Raw genomic sequence first — 20,316 nt, 5'->3', positions numbered from 1 at the left:
CGCGCTGCGCGCGATAGTCGACCAACGGTCGCCTCTACCCACTGCCCCATCAGCCGAGCATGGGCTCGGCTCTACAATTCAGCACTCGATGACGTTCACCGCCAGGCCACCGCGGCTGGTTTCCTTGTACTTGTCCTGCATGTCGCGCCCGGTATCGCGCATGGTCTTGATCACCTTGTCCAGCGACACCTTGTGCTTGCCGTCGCCACGCATGGCCATGCGCGAGGCGTTGATCGCCTTCACCGCGCCCATCGCATTGCGTTCGATGCACGGAATCTGCACCAGGCCTCCGATCGGGTCGCAGGTCAGGCCGAGGTTGTGCTCCATGCCGATTTCCGCGGCGTTCTCGATCTGGCTGGGGTTGCCGCCGAGCGCGGCGACCAGGCCGCCGGCCGCCATCGAGCAGGCCACGCCCACTTCACCTTGGCAGCCCACTTCGGCGCCAGAGATCGAGGCGTTCTCCTTGTAGAGGATGCCGATCGCCGCCGACGTCAGCAGGAAGTCGAATACGCGCTGCTCGTTCGCACCCGGACAGAAGCGATCGAAGTAGTGCAGCACCGCCGGCAGCACGCCGGCTGCGCCGTTGGTCGGCGCGGTGACCACACGGCCACCGGCGGCGTTCTCTTCGTTCACCGCCAGCGCATAGAGGTTGACCCAGTCCAGCGTGGTCAGCGGATCGCGCATCGCGGCTTCCGGCTTCGACGACAGCTCGCGGTACAGCGCCGGCGCACGACGGCCCACCTTCAGGCCACCCGGCAGCACGCCTTCCTCGCGGATGCCGCGTGCCACGCACGACTGCATGGCGCTCCAGATCTCGCGCAGGTTGGCGCGGATCTCGTCTTCGCTGCGCCAGCATTTCTCGTTCTCGAACATCAGCTGGGCGATGCTCAGGCCGCTGCGCGCGGTCTGCGCCAGCAGCTCGTCGCCGCTCTTGAACGGGTAGGGCAGCGGGGTCTCGTCGGGCACGATGCGGTCATCGGCCGCGTCGTCCTGGTTGACCACGAAGCCGCCACCGACCGAGTAATAGTCGCGGGTGGCGATCACTTCGTCCTCGGCGTTGTACGCGGTGAAGCGCATGCCGTTGGTGTGGTACGGCAGCTTCTGGCGCTTGTTCATGCCGAGGTCGCGTTTCTCGTCGAAAGCGATTTCGTGCTGGCCCATCAGCTGGATGCGCTTGCTGCTGCGGATGCGCTCCAGCGTGGCTGGAATGATGTCCGGGTCGATCAGGTTTGGCCGCTGGCCTTCCAGGCCCAGCAGGATTGCCTTGTCGGTGCCATGGCCGCGGCCGGTCAGTGCCAGCGAGCCATAGACATCGGCGCGGATGCGCGCGACTTCGTGCAGGCGACCCGGGTCGAGCAGCCAGCGATGGATGAATCGCTCGGCGGCCTTCATCGGCCCGACGGTGTGCGAGGAGCTCGGGCCAATGCCGATCTTGAAAACGTCGAACGTGCTGACAGCCATGGTTGCCGTACTGCGGGTACCGGAGGAGACCGCTATTCTAGCGGTTCATGCCGCACTTCCATGGCTGCGGCGCAGCATTTCGGCAGAGGGAGCAAAACCGGTGTTGACCCTGTTCCAGCGCGACGACTGCCATCTGTGTGACATGGCCCTGGCCGAGCTGGCCAAGGCGCGGGCACCGGAGTTCGAATCGGTGTTCCTGGACGATCAGCCGGCGCTGGAAGCGCGCTATGGCGCGCGGGTGCCGGTGCTGCGCGACGAGACTGGCGGTCGTGAGCTGGACTGGCCGTTCGACGCGGCCCGTGTGCAGGCCTGGCTGGCCGAGGGTTGAATCCGCCGGGCATGGCCCGGCGGCAGGCGCGGTCGCGCCGCACGCAGCAGCCGAGCATGGCTCGGCTCTACAGGATGCGGCAGGGGCCATGCCCCGGCCCATTGCTCATTTCGCGTCGAACTTCACGATCGTGCTGATCGCGGTTTCGTCCGGAATGGTCTTGGTGTCGGCCCAGTCGCCGCCGCCGACACCGAAGTCCAGGCGCTTGACCGTGGCCTTGCCGGTCAGCACCGGCTGGGTGCCCGGCTTCCAGGTGAAGGTGAGGGTGACCGGCTTGCTGACCCCGCGCAGTTCCAGGGTGCCATCGGCGGCGAACTGGTCATTGCCCACCGCGCGGAAACCCTTGGCGGTGTAGCGAGCGGTGGCGAACTTGCCGACATTGAAGAAATCGGCGGTCTGCAGGGTCGAGTCACGGTCGCTGTTGCCGCTCTTGGCGCCGGCCAGCGGGATCACCACGTCCAGCGAACCGGCGGCCGGATTGGCCGGGTCGAAGCTGAGCCTGGTGGCAAAGCCCGGGAAGCTGCCGGTGAACACTTCGCCGTCGTACTTGGTGGCGAACACCAGGATCGAGCCGGCGCCGGGGGCCTGCGCGTAGTCGGCGGCGAGCACCGGGGCGGTGGCCAGCATGCCGGCCAGGGCGGCGGCCACGGCGGCCGGAGTGGTCAGTTTCAGGTTCATCGGTCAGTCCTTCTGAGGGGAGGCAAGCCAGCCGCGCGGCAACATGCGGGACAAGGTCGCATCGCGCTGGAACAGGTGGTGGTAGAAGGCAGCGCCGGCATGGGCCAGCACCACCGCGATCAACAGCCAGAAGCCGTATTCGTGGATGGCGTGCGATACCGCGACCACCTGCGGATCGGGGCCGCTCAGCTTGGGCACGTCGACCAGGCCGAACCAGCGGAACGGGCGCAGGCCGCTGGCCGAGTCGTACAGCCAGCCCGACAGCGGGATGGCGAACATCAGCACATACAGCAGCACGTGGGTGGCGCTGGCAATGCGTTCCTGCCAGCTGGGCATGCCCGGCACCGGCTTGGGCGCGCCGGCGTACATGCGCCAGCCGAGGCGGAACAGCACCAGCGCCAGCACGGTGATGCCGATCGACTTGTGTGCGGTGTAGACCCAGAAATACTTGGGGGTCTTGGGCAGTTCACCCATGGTCAGGCCGACCACGCCGAGGGCGAGGATCAGCAGTGCGATCAACCAATGCAGGATCTGGCTGACACTCCCCCAGGCGGCGGGGGTGTTCTTGGCGGTCATGAAGGGTCCTCTAGGGGGCCGTCTTGGGGTCGGAGTGCGGAACGGGAGCGGGAGTTCCCGGGGCGTCGCTGCGGTCGAGGGTGGCTTCAGCCTCGATCCTCAGCTGTACTGCATCACCGATGACGCCCGGCCAGGCGGTGATGCCGAACGCACGCCGGCTCAGGGTGGTGCTGGCGGAGAAGCCGGCGGTGCGTCGGAACGGGGGGAGCGGGTAGCGTTTGATGGCGTTGAGGGTCACATCCAGCGTGATTTCCTGGCTGACCCCGCGCAGGGTCAGCGTGCCGATCACGTGGGCGCGCTTGGCATCGATCGGTTCGACCCGGGTGGAGACGAAGTGTGCCTTCGGGAAACGCTCGCCATCCAGAAGGCTGCGGGCCAGCGTGGCCTGGTTCCATTTGGCATCACCAAGGTCCAATCGCGACACGGGGACCTCGACGTCCAGCGTGGCCTCGCGCCAGTTGTCGGGATCGAACTGCAGGCGGCCCTCGCTGCCAGACACCGTACCCATGGCCTGCGAATAGCCGGCGTGGTCGATGCTGAACAGCACACGTGTATGTACCGGATCGAGGCGATAGGTATCTGCATCCGCCCAGGCGGGAGCGGTGGCGAGCAGCATCGGCAGCAGGGCCAGGCAGGGACGCATCGATGGCGGGCTCCGGAAGGGGGACGCTGTGATCATACGCACAGGCCCCTGCCAAGGATGCGTGCATGGCTGCAACAGTTCGTGGTGGTCCTGCCCCGGCAACAGGCTGTTGCAGCCATGACCCCGGCCCTGTGTGACAATCGGGGCAGGACAGGGGGTTCAGGATGACGAGCAGCTGGCGCCTGTGGTGCATGGGCATCGCGGCAATGGGGCTGCTGCTGTTGGCGTCTGCCACGGCGGCTGCAGCCCTGGACATGGCAGAAACGCCGCGCTTGCGGCGCTTCGGTGCCGCCGAAGGCATGCCGTCGCGCATGGTGCTGGCACTGGCCGAAGACCGCCAGGGCCATGTCTGGGCCGCAACCGATGGCGGGCTGGTGCGCTACGACGGCAGCTCGCTGCGGGTCTGGGAGCACGATCCGGAACAGCCCGGCTCGCTGCCCGGCAACGAGATCGAGACCCTGCTGGTCGATCCGCTGGACCGGGTGTGGGTGGGCATCAATGGCAAGGGCGTGGCCCGCCTGGATGCCGACCGCGAGCGCTTCAGGACCTTCGATGCGGTCAATGGCCCTTGCCTGGGCCAGTTCTGGACGCTGGCCTACGCCGGGGATGCGTTGTGGATCGGCACCAGCAGCCAGGGGATCTGCCGGTTCGGCGAGGACGGCAGCCTGCGTTTCTTCAAGCACGACCCGGCCCATGCCGACGGCCTGCCCAGCAACACCATCTACAGCAGCCTGGTGGATGCGCGGGGGCGCCTGTGGATCGGTACCGAGGCCGGCGTCGCACGCTGGAATGGCCATGACTTCGAGCCTGTGGCGCCGCACGAGCTGGGCGCATTGAGCGTGCTGCGGATGAGCCGCGATCCGGATGGCTCGATCTGGGTCGGCAGCCAGAACGACGGCCTGTACCGCATCGACGCGCAGGACCGGGTCAGTCGTCCGCGCTGGAGCGACAGCGCCCGCCTGCGCTCGGCTCTGGTGCTGGCCGATCGCCAGGGCGGCTACTGGGCGGGCACGTCCGACGGCCTGCTGCGAGGCGACGCAAGTGCGCTGTGGCGGCTCGATGGTGACCGCGGCAGTGGTTTCCTCACTGCACAGAGCGGTGTGCTCGATCTGCTGCAGGACCATGAGGGCGGACTGTGGGTGGCGTTGCTGACCCAGGGGCTGGCCTATCTGCCGCCGGACTGGCGCCGCTTCTCGATCTGGAACCAGCTCGATGGCAAGCCGCTGGACAGCCAGTACCTGCTGGGCGCGGCCAGTGACGGCCAGAACTACTACGTGGGTTCGGCGCACGGTGTGTATCAGCTGGATGCGCACGGCACGCTGCGCCTGCTGGCCAGCGACCGCGAGATCGGCAGCGGTGCGGTGTGGTCGGTACTACCGCGGCCGGACGGGCGCCTGTGGCTGGGGCGTGCCGGCCGCATCAGCGTGTATGACCCGGCCACCCGCGCGCTGCACGATTGGCATATCGATGGAGGCGCCGACCTGCGCCAGCGCATCGACCTGATGCGGCAGGCGCCCGATGGCACGGTCTGGCTTTCGGTGATGAACCTGGGCCTGCAGCAGCGCAGCGCGGATGGCCGGGTGCTGCACAGCTATCCACTCGAGGATTTCCGCAAGGCGGCCGATTCACCCATCGAGCAGATCCGCTTCGATGCCCATGGCAAGGCATGGGTGATGGGCGACATGGGCATCTGGCGTGAGCAGGCCGGTCGCTTCGAAGCGGTGCCGGGGGTCTCGCGCGGGCTGATCTACGACCTGGTGTGGGTAGATCCGCAGCAGCTTTGGCTGGCCCGCCAGGGCGCGCTGGAGCGCTACCAGTGGGATGGCATGAGCCTGCGCCTGATCCAGCGCATTGATGGAAGCGCCGGTGTGCCGCCGGTCAGCATGGGTGGCCTGGCATTGGCCGACAATGGCCGGGTGTGGGCGACCACGCCGCGCGGCCTGCTACGCTGGGACCCGAAAGCACGACGCCTGCAGTTGTTCAATGAACGCGATGGCCTGTCCGATGCCGAATTCACCAGCCGGCCGCCGGCGGTGAATGCCGATGGCCGCGTGCTGGCCGTGGCCCAGACCGGCCTGGTCGCTTTCGACGTGAATGCCGACGACGTGGTGCTGCCCGGGTCTTCGCTGGTGATTGCCGAGGTGCGCGTGCGCCGCGACGATGCACGCGGCTGGCAGCCGCTGCCGAACACCGGCACCCTGCTGCTGGGACCGGATGATCGCGATCTGCAGATCGATGCGCGGCTGCTGTCGTATGCCAACCCGCAGGGCAACCGCTACCGCTTCCGCGTACGCGGGTATGACCAGAACTGGGTGGAGCAGGGCGGCGACGGCCAGCGCACACTATCGCGACTGCCCACCGGCAACTACGTCATCGAAGTGCAGGCGGCCACCGCCAATGGTGCATGGACGCCTTCACAGCAGCTGCAGGTGAAGGTGCTGCCACCGTGGTGGCGCAGCGGCATGGCGATCTTCGGCTACATCCTGATCGGTTCGCTGCTGCTGCTCATCCTGGTCTGGTCGATCCGTGCGCGCCTGCGCCGTCGCCAGCAATGGCAGTTGACCGTGCACAAGCAGGAGCTGGCCGAACAGGCCTCACAGGCCAAGAGCCGGTTCCTGGCCACGCTGGGGCACGAAGTGCGCACGCCGATGACCGGCGTGCTTGGCATGAGCGAGCTGCTGCTGGCCACGCCGCTGGACCCGGTGCAGCGCAGCTATGCCGGCTCCATCCAGCAGGCCGGTAGCCATCTGCTGCGGTTGGTCAACGATGCGTTGGACCTCGCGCGCATCGAGGCAGGCCGGCTGGAGCTGGATCTGCGCCCGTTCGACCTGGCCGGCCTGCTCGACCAGGTGCAGGCGCTGATGCAGCCCATGGCGAAACAACGCAAGCTGGATTTCCAGCGTGGCGACGATCCGCCCGGCCCGATCAGCGTCAGTGGTGACGAGATGCGCGTGCGGCAGATCCTGCTCAACCTGCTGGGTAATGCGATCAAGTTCACCGAGCGCGGTCATGTCGGCCTGGCCGTGCACCTGGAAGAGAACGGCGGCGGGCTCTGTTTCGAAGTGCATGACAGTGGCCCGGGCATCAATGCCGAGCAGCAGGATCGCCTGTTCCATCGCTTCGAACAGGCAGAGGGCCCGCGCACGGCCTCGCGCTATGGCGGCAGCGGGCTGGGCCTGGCGATCTGCCAGGAGCTGGCCGTGGCGATGGGCGGGCGCATCGAAGTGGACAGCCAGCCAGGCAAGGGCGCGCGCTTCCGGGTGCGGTTGCCGCTGCCCTGGACCCGGCAGGCCGCCGCCGCGGGCGAAACGCCGGTGCAGCCAGTGCTGCCGCCACTGCGCATCCTGCTGGTCGAGGACGATGCCACCGTGGCCGAGGTCATCGCCGGCCTGCTGCGCAGCCGCGGCCATGACGTGGTGCATGTGCTGCACGGCCTGGGGGCCTTGTCGGAGATCGCCACCGACGGCTTCGATGTTGGCCTGCTCGATCTCGACCTGCCGGCGCTGGACGGCACTGCGATCGCCCGCCAGCTGCGCACCCTGGGCTACGAGCTGCCGCTGGTGGCGGTCACCGCGCGCTCCGATGCCTATGCCGAATCGCAGGTGCTCGCTGCCGGTTTCGATGGCTTCCTGCGCAAGCCGGTCACCGGCGACATGCTGGTGGCAGCGATCATCCAGGCTCGCGCCCAACGACAGACCACAACTTGAAAACGTCGGCGCCGCGCGTGAACGGCGCGACTTTCGGTTTACCATGCCGACGCCCGCGGCGCGGGAATCATCAGGGCAGCGTGAGGAGGCAATCGGTGGTGTATCTGCGGGCGGCGATGCTGCTGCTGATCCTCCTGTGCGGCCTGTCACCCGCTGCCGCGCAGCCGGTGCCACCCAGCCCGCGCCAGGTGACGGTGTTCGACGGCCTGCCCTCCAATACCGTCAACCGCATGGCCGAAGACCGCTACGGCTACCTGTGGATCGCCACCAACGACGGCCTGGCCCGTTACGACGGGCGCAACTACCGGATCTGGCGCTCGGAGGATGGCCTGCGCGACAACCGCATCTGGACGGTGCTGGTCGATGCGCGCAACCAGCTCTGGATCGGGACCGAGAACGCGGGCCTGGTACGGATGTCGGCCGACCGCCGCCAGCTGCATTTCTACGACCGCAGCAGCCAGCCGTTGATGGGGACCAACACGGTCTGGAGCCTGGCGACCACCCCCGACGGTGCGATCTGGTTCGGGACCCACGAAGGTGGGCTGTACCGGTTGGACAGCGAGGATCGCCTGCAGCGTTTCCTGCCCGAGGCCAACAATCCACGCAGCCTGCCCGCTGCCTCGGTGCCGTATCTGGCGACGCTGGCCGATGGCAGCCTGTGGGTCGGCACCAAGCATGGCGTGGCGCGCTGGACCGGTACCGACTTCGAGCGGGTCGGCACGGATGTCATTCCCAGCCTGCTGATCAATGGGTTGACCAGCGAACCCGATGGCAGCCTGTGGATCAGTACGATGGCCGGCGCCACGGTGCGTCGCCCCGACGGGCGTTTTGAATCGCCGCCATGGAAACTACCGCCGGGCGAGCAGGTGCTCGGCATGATGCTGCGTGATGAACAGGGCGGGCATTGGCTGGATACCCGTACCGGGCTGGGTCGGGCCGTGGATGGGCAGTACCAGACGGTTCCGCTGTACAGCGCTGTTGCGCGCGGGCCGGTGCGACCGAACTGGACTGGCGCCTACGAGGACCGCGAAGGCGGCATCTGGTTGGCCAGTACCAATGCCGGCCTGTGGCACCTGCTGCCGCGCTGGTGGCAGTTCTCGGTGTTGTCGCGATTGGAGGATGACGCCGGTTCGCTGCGCAATGCCTTCGTGCTGGGCACCAGCCCTTCCGGCAATGGCGGCATCTGGACGGTTGGCAGCCACGGCGCGCTGGACCGGTTCGATCCCAAGACCGGAAAGATCGAGCAGCACCGCACCTGGGTCAACGGCATGTACTGGCTGTCCTCGGTTCGCGAGGATCGCCGTGGCCAGGTCTGGATCGGCTCGACCGATGCGTTGCTGCGCTACGACCCGAAGCGGCGTGACCTGCGTCGCTGGGGCCGTGATGCCGGGGCCGACGCAACCATGGAAGGGGTCATCGAGTCGATGATGACCTGCGACGGCGACAGTCTGTGGTTGATGTTGCCTGCAGGCCTGCAGCAGCGCGATCTCGACGGTCGCCTGCGCCGCCAGCTGGACAACGGCCAGCGCGGCCTGCAGCAGGGCCAGCTCAACCTCGACGTGGAATGCGGACCGCAGGACCACATCTGGCTGGCCAGCAGCCGTGGCCTGCTGCAGTGGCTGCCGGAAAGCGAGCGCTTCCAGCCGGTGCCGGGTGCGCCGGCGACGGCGATCCATGCGCTGCACGTGGGCCGCGATGGCCAGGTCTGGTTGTCGGAGGATGGTCGCTTGTCGCGCTACCGCTGGAGCCAGGGCCGGTTGGAGCGGCAGGCCGTGGTCGGCGCGGAGCAGGGCTATCCGGCGATCTCCGTCTCCGGGCTGGTGGTCGACGCACAGGGCGTGGCCTGGGCCACCAGCGCGCGCGGCCTGGTCCGCGTTGGCGCCGATGGGCAGAGTGTGCGCCTGTACGGCGTGCACGACGGCCTGCCCAGCCAGGAGTTCCGCGAGCACACGTTGACGATGTCCGGCGATGGCCATCTGGTGGCCGGTACACCGGCTGGCGTGGTGGTGTTCAACCCGGAGCAGGTGCGGCCGTCGGTACGGCGCGCGCCGTTGGTGATCGAGCGGGTTGAAGTCCGCCGCAACGAGCAGGTACTCGACCTGACCCACGACACGCCGTTGCAGATTGCCGATGGTGATCGTGACCTGCGCATCGTCGCGCGATTGTTGTCGTTCGCCGATTCTGCTTCCAACAGCTACCGCTACCGCCTGGCCGGCTACGACCCCGATTGGGTGGAAGTGGGACCGGCCGGTGAGCGCCTGTTCTCGCGCCTGCCGCCGGGCAGCTACCGTCTGGAAGTACAGGCGCGCTCGGCTGACCACGTCTGGTCGCGGGTGCAGAGCCTGGAATTCCGCGTGCAGCCACCGTGGTGGCGCAGCCTGTCCGGACTGCTGGTACTGGCCTCGATCGCGCTTCTGCTGACCAGTTGGTTTGCCTGGTTGTATCGCCGCCGCCTGCAGCGGCGCCACGCCTATCAGCTGGCACTGCACAAACAGGAACTGGCCGAGCAGGCCTCGGCGGCCAAGACCCGCTTCCTGGCCAATCTCGGCCACGAAATCCGCACGCCGATGACCGGCGTGCTCGGCATGAGCGAACTGCTGCTGGCTTCACCGCTGGACCCGCAGCAGCGCGGCTACACGCAGTCGATCCGGCATGCCGGCGAACACCTGCTTCACCTGGTCAACGATGCCCTGGACCTGGCACGGATCGAGTCCGGACGGCTGGAACTGCAGTCCAAGCCGTTCGCGCTGAGCTGCCTGTTGCAGGATCTTGCCGCCCTGATGGGACCGCTGGCAGCACAAAAGGGCCTGCGCTTCACCCTCGACAACCAGCTGCCGCCGGGCCTGCAGGCGACCGGCGATGCGATGCGGGTACGGCAGATCCTGCTCAACCTGCTCTCCAACGCGGTCAAGTTCACCAGCCGCGGAACCATCACCCTGCATGCGCGCAGCGACGGCGAGCTGCGCGCGCTGCACTTCGAAGTGCGCGACACCGGGCCGGGCATCAGCCAGGAACAGCAGCAGCGCCTGTTCCGTCGTTTCGAGCAGGCCGACGGTGCCCGCACCGCTGCGCAGTACGGTGGCAGTGGCCTGGGCCTGGCCATCTGCCGCGAACTGGCGCAGGCGATGCAGGGGCGTATCCAGGTGGAGAGCCAGCTTGGCCGCGGCACGTGTTTTGGCGTGACCCTGCCGTTGCCGCTGGTGGTCGATGCCAGCGCAGAGGCCGAGGGCGAAGCGCACCGCGAGGATGCGGCCAACATGCCGCCGTTGCGCGTGCTGCTGGTCGAGGATGATGCAACCGTGGCTGATGTGGTGCGCGGGCTGTTGAGTGCACGCGGCCATGAAGTGGTGCACGCGGGCCATGCGCTGGCGGCACTGCGCGAGATCAGTGCCGGTGATTTCGATGTCGGTCTGCTGGATCTGGACCTGCCGGGCCTGAGCGGCTTCGAGCTGGCCCAGCACCTGCGCAACCAGGGCTACATGCTCCCGCTGCTGGCGGTGACCGCGCGCACCGATCCGGACCTGCAGCAGCAGGTGGAGGCGGCCGGCATCGGCGGCTTCCTGCGCAAGCCGGTGACCGGTGAGCTGCTGGTGGAAGCGATCGCCAGGGTGATGGGCAGGTAGGTTCGGCAGGGCCTGCGGCCCTGCACCTGCAGAGGCCGAAGCAACAGCAACAGCGAGCATTCCGTGGGTTGGCGGGGCGGGGTGGGCTTGCAGGACACGCCGTAAACCCGTCCATGGGGGCTCAATGGCGCCATCCATGGCGCCAACGGTCCTGCAAGCCCACGCCGCCCCACCCCCGACAGATTCCGACAGCTGTTGGTAGGTGTCGACCTTGGTCGACACATCTGTCAGATATCGAATTCCAGATTGGGGTCAGAGCCCGTTGCGCAGCAACGGGATCCGACCCTGTGCTCCGACAGATCGCGGAAAACTGTCGAAGGCGGGGTGGGGCCGGTTGCGGGAGTGTCCGCGGCATGGATGCCGCGGCCAAGCCCCCATGGATGGGTTTACGGCGTCTCCCGCAACCGGATCCACCCCGCCTCCCACAGGAAGCCAGCTTTTGCTTCGGCTGTTGCTGTTGCTCCGGCTTGCAGCAGGTGCAGGGCGCAGCCCTGCCGAACCACCCTCACTCCGCAACGTGCTCGACCTGCCGTGGCTCCGGCTTGGTATCGGGCAGCTGCCAGAAGATCATCGTCGAGGTCAGGGTGATCGCGCCCACGCACAGGAACGTGGCATGCAGCGCGGCGGTCGCGCTGTGGCTGTCCAGGTGATTGCCGAACGCGGCCAGCAGGCTGCCGGCCGCAGCAGCACCGAAGCCGGCGGCGAGCATCATCACCATCGACAGCAGGCTGTTGCCGGAACTGGCGAATTCGCGGTCCAGATCACGCAGGGTCACGGTGTTCATCACGGTGAACTGCAGCGAATTGACCGCGCCGAAGAACGCCAGCTGCAGCAGGCGCCAGGCCAGGTGCTGGCCGGGTGTCATCAGGATGAAGCTTGCCATGGCCAGGCCTACCAGCACGGTGTTGACCATCAGCACGCGACGGTAGCCGTAGCGCTCCACCAGCTTCACTGCCAGCTTCTTGGAGACCATGCCAGCGGCGGCCACCGGCACCATCATCAGGCCGGCGTTCATCGGGCCCAGGCCCAGGCCGACCTGCAGCAGCAACGGGATCAGCATCGGCATGGCGCTGCTGCCGATGCGCGAGAACAGATTGCCGAGAATGCCGATGCGGTAGCTGGGTACGCGGAACAGCGCCAGCGAGAACAACGGCGCCGTCGAATTGGCCGCATGCAGCCAGTAACCCACCAGTGCCGCCAGGCCTGCAACGGTCATCAGCATCACCAGCGCATGCGGCGTGCCCAGCCCGGAGATGCCGTCCAGTGCCAGTGACAGCACCACCATCGCGAAGGCCAGCATGATGTAGCCGCGCAGGTCGAAACGGGTGCGATGGCTGGCGTAGTGGTCGGGCATGATCTTCATTGCGGCGATGAATCCGATCACGCCGATCGGCAGGTTGATCAGGAACACCCAGTGCCACGACGCGATCTCCACCAGCCAGCCGCCCAGTGTGGGACCGATCAACGGGCCGACCAGGGCCGGGATGGCGATGAAGCTCATCGCGCGCAGGAAATCCTCGCGCGGCACCGACCGCATCACCGCCAGCCGCCCGACCGGCAGCAGCATCGCACCGCCAATGCCCTGCAGCACGCGTGCGCCGACCAGCTGGTGCAGGTGCTGGGCCAGTGCGCAGGCCAGCGAGCCGAGGGTGAACAGGATGATCGCCACCAGGAAGGTGCGGCGGGTGCCGTAGCGGTCGGCGACCCAGCCGGAGGCAGGAATGAAGGTGGCCACTGCCAGCGCGTAGCTGAACACCACCGACTGCATCTGCAGCGGGCTTTCGCCCAGGCTGGCCGCCATCGCCGGCAACGCCGTGTTGACGATGGTCGAGTCCAGCATCTGCATGAAGATCGCCAAGGACACCAGCCACAGCAGGGGGCGCTGGCGGTTGTAGGTCGATGGCGATGTGGACATGGGGTGCGGCCGGTGCAGCGTGGGGGCTGCCATGATCGCGCACTGCGGGTCACGGCGCGATCAACATCGCGCCGCAACCGTATGCCGAATGCTCAGCGCTGGCTGTGCGCGTGCACCGCGTCGACCAGCACCTGCACGTGGGCCGGGTCCATGTCCGGCGACATGCCGTGGCCGAGGTTGAATACATGGCCCTCGCGCGAACCACCATTGCCTGCGGCATAGGTGTCGAGCACGCGCGCGGCAGCGGCAGCGATCGCATCCGGCGAGGCGTATAGCGTGGTCGGGTCGAGGTTGCCCTGCAGGGCGACGCGGCCACCGCTGCGGCGCATGGCCTCGTCCAGGTCCAGCGTCCAGTCCAGGCCGAGTGCGTCGGCGCCGGTCTGCGACAGTGCTTCCAGGTGAAGGCCGGTACCCTTGCCAAACAGGATCAGCGGCGTGCGCTCGCTGCCTTCGCCACGCTCCAGGCCTTCGGCGATGCGCTGCAGGTAGCGCAGTGAGAACTCGCGGTACATGGCCGGCGACAGCACGCCGCCCCAGGTATCGAACACCTGCAGTGCCTGCGCGCCGGCTGCGCGTTGCGCGCCCAGATAGGCGATCACCGCGTCGGTGGTGACCTCCAGCAGGCGGTGCAGGGCCTGCGGGTGGTTCAGCGCCATCGCCTTGATACGTGCGAAATCCTTGCTGCCGCCGCCTTCCACCATGTAGCAGGCCAGCGTCCAGGGGCTGCCGGAGAAACCGATCAGCGGTACCTGGCCGTCCAGCTCGCGACGGATCAGGCGCACTGCGTCCATCACATAGCCCAGGTCCTGTTCCATGTCCGGTACTGCCAGCCGGGCGATGGCCGCCTCGTCACGCACCGGATGGCGGAACTTCGGACCTTCGCCTTCGACGAAGTAGAGCTCCAGGCCCATCGCGTCGGGAATGGTGAGGATGTCCGAGAACAGGATGGCGGCGTCCAACGGGAAGCGGCGCAGCGGCTGCAGCGTGACTTCGCAGGCGATCTCCGGGTTCTTGGCCATGGCCAGGAAGCTGCCGGCCTTGGCCCGGGTTGCGCGGTACTCCGGCAGGTAGCGGCCGGCCTGGCGCATCAGCCAGACGGGGGTGCAGTCCACCGGTTCGCGGCGCAGGGCGCGCAGCAGGCGATCGTTGCGGAGAGGGCTGGTCACGATGGGCATTCCTTGGACGAAAGTTGGCAGCGGCGTCAGTCGCCGTGCGAAAGGATCTGGAAGCCGCGATGCAGTTCGGCATCGCGGGCTTTCTCGAAGGCATGGCGGGCTTCGTCGGCCTGCAGGAACAGCTCGCGCCGCAGCTGCGACCGGCTGCCGACGCGGCCGCTCTCGCGCAGCAGCTCCCAGCCGCCGAACAGGTCCGGCTGCAGGCTCAAGCGCAGGAAGCGCGGTGCCTGCGCACCGGCGTCGGGATGTTGCAGGTAGACGTGCATGGGCCGATTGTATCGCTCCGGGGCGGCACGGACCTGTAGCGCCGAGCCCACGCTCGGCTGCGCTTCATGCCGAGACACAATCCGGCAGCGACGGGCCATGCCCGGCGAACACGGAAGGGTCAGCCCGCGCCCAGCACCTTCAGCACCGCCGCCTCATCTACGTCCGGCACCACTTCGGCGCGGCCCATGCCCCGCCAGAGCACCAGGCGCAGGCGGCCGGCCACGTTCTTCTTGTCCAGCCGCATGCGGCCGAGCAGGGCCTGCGGGTCCAGTCCGGCCGGGATGGTCACCGGCAGGCCGAGGCGTTCCAGCAGCGCCTGCAGGCGCACGCGGTCGGCATCGTCGGCCAGGCCCAGGTCGGTGGACAGCTGAGCCGCCAGCACCATGCCCACCGCCACCGCCTCGCCATGGTTCAGTGCGTCGCGGCCGGGGGCCGAGTAGCCCTGTTCGGTCTCGATGGCATGGCCGAAGGTGTGGCCCAGGTTGAGCAGGGCACGCTCGCCCTTCTCGAACGGATCGCGTTCGACGATCGCGGCCTTGTGCCGGCAGCTGCGTGCGATGGCTTCGGAAAGCACGTTGTCTTCACCGGCGACCAGCGCATCGGCATGCTGCTGCAGCCATTCGAAGAACACCGCGTCGCCCAGCGCACCGTACTTCACCACTTCGGCCAGGCCGGCACGCAGTTCGCGCGGCGGCAGGGTGGCCAGCACGCGGGTATCGGCAATGACCGCACGCGGTGGATGGAAAGCGCCGACCAGGTTCTTGCCGGCGGGGATGTCGACGGCCGTCTTGCCGCCCACCGACGAATCGACCATCGCCAGCAGGGTGGTTGGCAGCTGCACGCAGTCCACGCCGCGCATCCAGCAGGCTGCGGCGAAACCGGCCAGATCGCCAACCACGCCGCCGCCAAGGGCGAACACGCAGGCGTCGCGGGTGGCGCCGAGCGCGGCCAGCGCTTCGATGGCACGGCCGAATTCGGCCAGCGTCTTGGAGGCTTCGCCCGCGGCCAGCACGTGCTCGCCGACGATCAGGTCGGGGCGTGCGGTCAGAAGGGTCTGCTTCACGGCATCCAGATAGCGCGGGGCCACTTCGCTGTCGCTGAGCAAAAGCGCGTGGCGGCCACGCACGTGCGAGGCCAGCGCGGTGCCGTCTGCCTGCGCACCGGCGCCGATGGTGATGGAGTAAGGGCGGTCGCCGCCGACGGCGACCTGCAGCAGGGCGGGGGAAGTCATGCGGTCAGGTCCTGGCGCTGCCATTGCGTGGCCAGCTTGACCACCAGGTGGGCGGTCGCGTCGGCAGCGGTATACGGGTCGGTATCAAGGGTGAGGTCGGCCAGTTCGCGGTACAGCGGGTCGCGGTGTGCGGCCAGATCGTGCAGCACCTGCTCGCGGTCCGGGCGCTGCAGCAGCGGCCGGCCCTTGTCGCGGGCCAGGCGTTCCAGCTGCGCGGCCACGCTGACCCGCAGGTAGACCACGAAGCCGCGCTGGGCAATCAGTACACGGTTGTCCGGATCCAGCACCGCGCCGCCGCCGGTGGAGACCAGTTTGCCGCGGCCTTCCAGTACGCGCGCAAGCGCCTCGCGTTCATGGTTGCGGAAGCCGGCTTCGCCAGAGTGCTCGAAAATGGTCGGGATGCTGGCGCCGGCGGCATCGACGATGGCCTGGTCGACGTCGACGAAGTCCAGCGTGAAGCGCTCGGCCAGGCGGCGGCCGATGCAGGTTTTGCCGGCGCCCATCGGGCCGATCAGGATCAGGTTCGGAGCAGGATTCATGCCCTCTGATGCTAACACCTCCGTGCCCCGGCCTTTACGTTCTTCACGTCAGGGTGGGCGTTCCTGCGGGGTTTCCCGCGCCAGCCGGAGTACAGGCCATGACGGTCGCCAAGGTCATCGAAATCACCGCCTCCTCGCCGAAAAGCGTGGAGGACGCGGTACGCAGTGGGTTGAAGAAGGTCTCCGAGACGGTCAAGGGCATCCAGGGCGCCTGGGTGAACGAGACCAAGGTGGTGACCAATGGCAGCGGCGAGATCACCGAATGGCGGGTCAACCTGCGGGTGACTTTCCTGGTCGAATAAGCGCGTTCAGCGCAGCGCCTGCACCTGTCGCTGTCCGTCCAGCATCACCACGTGGTCGGCGAGGGCGGGCAAGGCCTGCAGCGCCTGCCGGCTGACCCGCTCGTAGTACTGCACGAAGCGCTCCAGCTGTGGCCGGCTCATGCCGTGCCGGCCCGGCTGCGCGGCCTGCAGGTTCTGCTCCTGCTGCCAGCGCCAGCGCGGCACCACTGAAAAATCCGGCGGCTGCAGGAACCACAGGCGGTCGCAGCGCTGCCACAGCGCGGGGTAGTCGCGGGCCAGCGCCTGGTTGCACCAGCGCCGCCAGCGGCCATCGGCGTCGGCCTCGCGCTCCAGCGCGTTCAACGGGCTGTCCAGCGCGTTGTCATCCTGCGCGGGCGTGCCCAGGAACCAGCCTTCGAACACCAGCAGGTCGAGGGGCTGCTCGATACGTGGCCATTGCGCTTCGGGCAGGCGTTCGTCGGCCAGCTTGTCGAAGCGCGGCATCGCAAAGGGCTGGCGTGCGGCTACGGCGTCCAATACTCCGTGGGCCAGTGGCAGGTCATGAGTGCCGGGCGGGCCGCGGGTGATCAGCAGTGGATGCACCTGTCGGGCCAGCCGCTGGCGCTGTGCGCGGGTCAGGTACACGTCGTCGATCGACAGCGTGGCCGCGTTCAGGCCGCGTGCCTGGGCGCGGGCCACGACCTGCGCGGCCAGCGTCGATTTGCCGCTCCCCTGCAGGCCGCTGATCGCCAATACTGGAACCGCTGCGCCACTGCCCAGTGCGTCGTCCAGCACCTGTTCGGCCAATGTTTCGGGGAATCCTTTCACCTGGGGCATATACGCAGCAGCGGCCATGCAGCCACAATAGCCCAATCCGTGTGAGAAGAACGCAATCATGAGCGACCTGTACGCCGAAGCCCTGTCCACGTTTGCCAGCCTGTTCGAAGAGGCTAGGCAGAGCCGCGAGGTCGAGCCGAACGCGATGACCGTGGCCACCGCAGATACGCACGGCCGTCCGTCGGCGCGCACCGTGCTGCTGAAGGCGTTCGATGAGCGAGGCTTCGTGTTCTACACCCACCTGGACAGCCACAAGGGCCGGGAGCTGCAGGCCAATCCGCAGGCTGCACTGCTGTTCCTGTGGCGCAGCCTGCGCGAGGCCGGCATCCAGGTGCGCATCGAGGGTCGTGTCGAGCAGGTGGCCGATGCCGTGGCCGACGCCTATTTCGCCAGCCGCCCACGCATGAGCCAGATCGGTGCCTGGGCCTCGCAGCAGTCGAAGACGCTGGCCACGCGCGAGGAGTTCGATGCGCGCGTGGCCGAGGTCGAAGCCCGCTTCGAAGGCAAGGACGTGCCGCGCCCGGACGGCTGGAGCGGCCTGCGCGTGGTGCCTGACCGCATCGAGTTCTGGTACGGCGCGCAGTTCCGCCTGCACGAACGCTGGTGCTATGAAGCCGGTGCCGAAGGCCGCTGGAGCAAGCGCCTGTTGTACCCGTAAGTCGGGGTGGTGCTGGGGTTGCTGTAGAGCCGAGCCCACGCTCGGCTGCTCCTGCGAGAACATCAGCCGAGCATGGGCTCGGCTCTACAGAAACCTGCGTTTGTCGCGAACGGACTGGTCCGCTTCATGCGCGAGCAGGTCGGCCACAGGCACACTCGCTGCGATGCCCTCGATCTGCGGAGTTGCCATGCCCTGCTGGCGTTGCCTGTTTGCCGTGCCGCCACCACGCCGCGGCGTGGAAGCGTTGTTGTTGCTGCTCGCCCGCATCGTCGCCGGTGTGATGTTCTGTGTCTCCGGCTGGAACAAGGTGTTCACCGATGCCGGGCGCGAGCGCATGGTGCATACGCTGGTCGATGCCGGCATCCCGTTCCCGGTGTTCAGTGCGCCGGTGCTCGGTGCGATTGAATGGATTGCGGGTGGCCTGCTGGTGCTGGGGTTGTTGAGCCGCCCTTCGGCCCTGCTGTTGGCGGCGATCTGCGCGGTGGCGGCGCTGACCGATGGTATCGCGCGCATTCCTGCTGGCCTGAGCGTGCCGGATTGGTTCAGCTGGTTCTTCTATCTGAGCGAAGTGCCATTGGGTGTGCTGTTGCTGTGGGTGGCGGCGGTGGGCAGTGGCCGGTTCGCGATAGAGGCGCGCTGGGCGCGCTGACGGCACGCATCCTGTAGAGCCGAGCCCTTGCTCGGCTGCCTCTACGGAGACAGCAGCCGAGCATGGGCTCGGCTCTACAGGCCCTCCGCGCGCAGCCAGCGCCACAGTGTGGTGCGCGATACGCCCAGCGCCTGCGCCATGCCTTCGCGGTCATTGCGATGTTCCTGCAGCAGTGCTTCCAGTTGTGCACGCGGCGGGCGCTTGCCGTTGCTTTCCAGTGGCAGTGCCGTTGCACCTTCGCTTGCCAGCTCGGGCGCCAGCTGTAGCAGTCGCGCAGCATCGATCGGGCCTTCACTGGGCTGCCAGTGGATGCGCAGGCGATCCACCAGATTGCGCAGTTCGCGCACGTTGCCGGGCCACTCGGCGGCGGTCAACATTGCCATCGCAGCTTCGTCCAGTGGCGCGTCGATGCCGCGCAGCTGGCGGAAGAAGTGCTGTGCCAGCAGCGGAATGTCCCCGCGCCGGGCACGCAGCGAGGGCAGGGCGATGCGCAGCGCCGCCAGCCGGTAATACAGGTCGCGACGGAAGCTGCCTGCTGCTGCGCGCTGCTCCAGCGATTGCAGCGTGGCGGCTACCACACGCAGGTCGACCGGGGTCGGTTCGGTGGCGCCCACGCGCAGCACTTCGCGTTCTTCCAGTACCCGCAGCAGGCGGGTCTGCAATGGCAGCGGCAGTTCGCCAATTTCATCCAGGAACAGGGTGCCACCGTCTGCGGCCTCGACCAGGCCCACGCGACCACCACGCCGTGCACCAGTGAAGGCGCCGTCGCTATACCCGAACAGTTCCGCTTCCAGCAGTGATTCGCTGATGGCGCCGCAGTTCAGCGCCACGAAGCGTCCGCGACGGCCACTGGCGGCGTGCAGCTGCCGCGCCACCAGTTCCTTGCCAGTGCCGGTTTCGCCGGTCACCAGTACGGTGCTGTCATGCGGTGCATAGAGCGCGATCTGTGCGCGCACCTTGGCCATCGCTTCGCTGTCGCCGAGCAGTTCATGCGTATCGGCACGCGCTGCAGGGCGCCGGCGCGGGGCGGCTCGGTTGCCGCTGGAGCGGGCCAGCGCCTGGGTCAGTTCCAGCGCATGTTCGAACGCCTGCCGCACCGAGTCGGCCGAGTACAGCAGCACACCGGGCAGGCCGGCCTGTTCGGCATGGTCGATGGCCATGCCGGTGCCGACGATCACTTCGATGCCATTGGCCCGCAGGTCGGCAATGCAGTCGCGGGCGTCTTCGCGGGTGACGAAGCGGCGATGCTCGATATCAAGGCCAAAGCTCTGCTGGAAGTTGCTGAACACCGGTACGTCGCTGGCGTGGGTGACCAGGCCGATGCGGCTGGCGATGCGCCGTGCCCGCGCCAGCGCCTCCATCAGGTCGAAGCCGTTGGCCTGGATCGGCACCAGCGGCAGCTCCAGCCGGCTGCGCAGCCAGGCGGCGTTGGAGCCACCGGCGATCACCACGTCGCAATGTTCGCGGCGCAGGCGCTGGCCGATCACCTCGACGGCTTCCTCGAAGCCGAGATTGATCTGCTCGATGCGCGCGCGGCGGTCGAACTCGGGAATGACGTCGCCCAGCAGGCCGGTCAGTCGCGAGACACTGACCGTCCAGATCACCGGGCGGCCGGGGTCGGCATCGGTGTGGCGCAGGGGCGAGCGGGGCAGGTACATGGCGGCGGGTGAGGTCGGGGTGTTTCATGATACATCTGTTTCAGTGTTTCATATGTTTCACTGTTGCATGCCGGTCATCCCCGTGAAATC

At 67.8% G+C, this 20,316-nt stretch carries 17 protein-coding genes; 6 read left to right on the top strand and 11 right to left on the bottom strand.

Annotated features, from left to right (window positions below):
• Positions 1-78 precede the first annotated feature (78 nt).
• A complete protein-coding gene (locus ACZK0Z_RS17325) occupies positions 79-1,461 on the bottom strand; it encodes an L-serine ammonia-lyase (RefSeq protein ID WP_024956918.1) in 1,383 nt (460 codons plus the stop codon).
• A 100-nt stretch (positions 1,462-1,561) separates the two neighbouring features.
• Here ACZK0Z_RS17325 and ACZK0Z_RS17320 point away from each other — a divergent pair, with 100 nt between their 5' ends.
• Complete coding sequence (locus ACZK0Z_RS17320; protein ID WP_197620555.1) at positions 1,562-1,789, top strand: glutaredoxin family protein; 228 nt, start codon at positions 1,562-1,564, stop codon at positions 1,787-1,789.
• A gap of 105 nt (positions 1,790-1,894) precedes the next feature.
• Here ACZK0Z_RS17320 and ACZK0Z_RS17315 read toward each other — a convergent pair whose 3' ends face one another.
• From ACZK0Z_RS17315 to ACZK0Z_RS17305, 3 genes are read right to left on the bottom strand one after another with little or no spacing between them, the layout of a single operon-like run.
• The gene (locus ACZK0Z_RS17315) at positions 1,895-2,467 is read right to left on the bottom strand and encodes a YceI family protein (protein WP_197633363.1); all 573 of its coding nucleotides are present in this window, start codon (positions 2,465-2,467) and stop codon (positions 1,895-1,897) included.
• A 3-nt stretch (positions 2,468-2,470) separates the two neighbouring features.
• Positions 2,471-3,043, bottom strand: coding sequence for a cytochrome b/b6 domain-containing protein (locus ACZK0Z_RS17310; RefSeq protein ID WP_197633361.1), 573 nt, complete (start codon positions 3,041-3,043; stop codon positions 2,471-2,473).
• A 10-nt stretch (positions 3,044-3,053) separates the two neighbouring features.
• Entirely contained in the window at positions 3,054-3,686 is a 633-nt protein-coding gene (locus ACZK0Z_RS17305) for a YceI family protein (RefSeq protein ID WP_106551025.1), read from the bottom strand.
• A gap of 164 nt (positions 3,687-3,850) precedes the next feature.
• Between ACZK0Z_RS17305 and ACZK0Z_RS17300 the strand changes: the two genes are divergently transcribed.
• Together ACZK0Z_RS17300 and ACZK0Z_RS17295 are read left to right on the top strand one after the other, a co-directional pair.
• Entirely contained in the window at positions 3,851-7,393 is a 3,543-nt protein-coding gene (locus ACZK0Z_RS17300; RefSeq protein WP_197633360.1) for an ATP-binding protein, read from the top strand.
• Between the two features lie 95 nt (positions 7,394-7,488).
• A complete protein-coding gene (locus tag ACZK0Z_RS17295; protein ID WP_459018357.1) occupies positions 7,489-11,016 on the top strand; it encodes a hybrid sensor histidine kinase/response regulator in 3,528 nt (1,175 codons plus the stop codon).
• 505 nt (positions 11,017-11,521) lie between these two features.
• Here ACZK0Z_RS17295 and mdtD read toward each other — a convergent pair.
• The 5 genes from mdtD to ACZK0Z_RS17270 all read right to left on the bottom strand — a co-directional run bounded on the left by mdtD (position 11,522) and on the right by ACZK0Z_RS17270 (position 16,143).
• Positions 11,522-12,931 (bottom strand): multidrug transporter subunit MdtD, encoded by a 1,410-nt coding sequence (gene mdtD, locus ACZK0Z_RS17290; protein ID WP_197632889.1) that lies wholly within the window; start codon positions 12,929-12,931, stop codon positions 11,522-11,524.
• 92 nt (positions 12,932-13,023) lie between these two features.
• On the bottom strand, positions 13,024-14,106 hold the full coding sequence (hemE, locus tag ACZK0Z_RS17285; RefSeq protein WP_197632891.1) for a uroporphyrinogen decarboxylase: 1,083 nt from the start codon (positions 14,104-14,106) through the stop codon (positions 13,024-13,026).
• A 26-nt stretch (positions 14,107-14,132) separates the two neighbouring features.
• The gene (locus ACZK0Z_RS17280) at positions 14,133-14,372 is read right to left on the bottom strand and encodes a WGR domain-containing protein (RefSeq protein ID WP_032127800.1); all 240 of its coding nucleotides are present in this window, start codon (positions 14,370-14,372) and stop codon (positions 14,133-14,135) included.
• Between the two features lie 119 nt (positions 14,373-14,491).
• The gene (gene aroB, locus ACZK0Z_RS17275; protein ID WP_197632893.1) at positions 14,492-15,604 is read right to left on the bottom strand and encodes a 3-dehydroquinate synthase; all 1,113 of its coding nucleotides are present in this window, start codon (positions 15,602-15,604) and stop codon (positions 14,492-14,494) included.
• Positions 15,601-16,143, bottom strand: a complete 543-nt coding sequence (locus ACZK0Z_RS17270; protein ID WP_049430063.1) for a shikimate kinase — start codon at positions 16,141-16,143, stop codon at positions 15,601-15,603. Before ACZK0Z_RS17270 ends, aroB begins: the two co-directional genes overlap by 4 nt.
• Before the next feature lie 98 nt (positions 16,144-16,241).
• Between ACZK0Z_RS17270 and ACZK0Z_RS17265 the strand changes: the two genes are divergently transcribed.
• Complete coding sequence (locus tag ACZK0Z_RS17265) at positions 16,242-16,445, top strand: dodecin family protein (protein WP_005410663.1); 204 nt, start codon at positions 16,242-16,244, stop codon at positions 16,443-16,445.
• 6 nt (positions 16,446-16,451) lie between these two features.
• On the opposite strand, the gene ACZK0Z_RS17260 is transcribed toward ACZK0Z_RS17265, so the two are convergent.
• On the bottom strand, positions 16,452-17,279 hold the full coding sequence (locus ACZK0Z_RS17260) for a kinase (RefSeq protein WP_049430064.1): 828 nt from the start codon (positions 17,277-17,279) through the stop codon (positions 16,452-16,454).
• A 40-nt stretch (positions 17,280-17,319) separates the two neighbouring features.
• On the opposite strand from ACZK0Z_RS17260, the gene pdxH reads away from it, so the two are divergent.
• Positions 17,320-17,919 (top strand): pyridoxamine 5'-phosphate oxidase, encoded by a 600-nt coding sequence (gene pdxH, locus ACZK0Z_RS17255; protein ID WP_049430065.1) that lies wholly within the window; start codon positions 17,320-17,322, stop codon positions 17,917-17,919.
• Between the two features lie 187 nt (positions 17,920-18,106).
• A complete protein-coding gene (locus ACZK0Z_RS17250) occupies positions 18,107-18,568 on the top strand; it encodes a DoxX family protein (RefSeq protein ID WP_049430066.1) in 462 nt (153 codons plus the stop codon).
• 74 nt (positions 18,569-18,642) lie between these two features.
• Here the strand turns inward: ACZK0Z_RS17250 and prpR are convergent, their stop codons facing one another.
• Positions 18,643-20,226 (bottom strand): propionate catabolism operon regulatory protein PrpR, encoded by a 1,584-nt coding sequence (prpR, locus tag ACZK0Z_RS17245; RefSeq protein ID WP_197632894.1) that lies wholly within the window; start codon positions 20,224-20,226, stop codon positions 18,643-18,645.
• Positions 20,227-20,316 lie beyond the last annotated feature (90 nt).

It is taken from the genome of Stenotrophomonas sp. 116085_Sma, from assembly GCF_056479585.1.
This window is presented reverse-complemented; position numbering and strand designations above follow the sequence as displayed.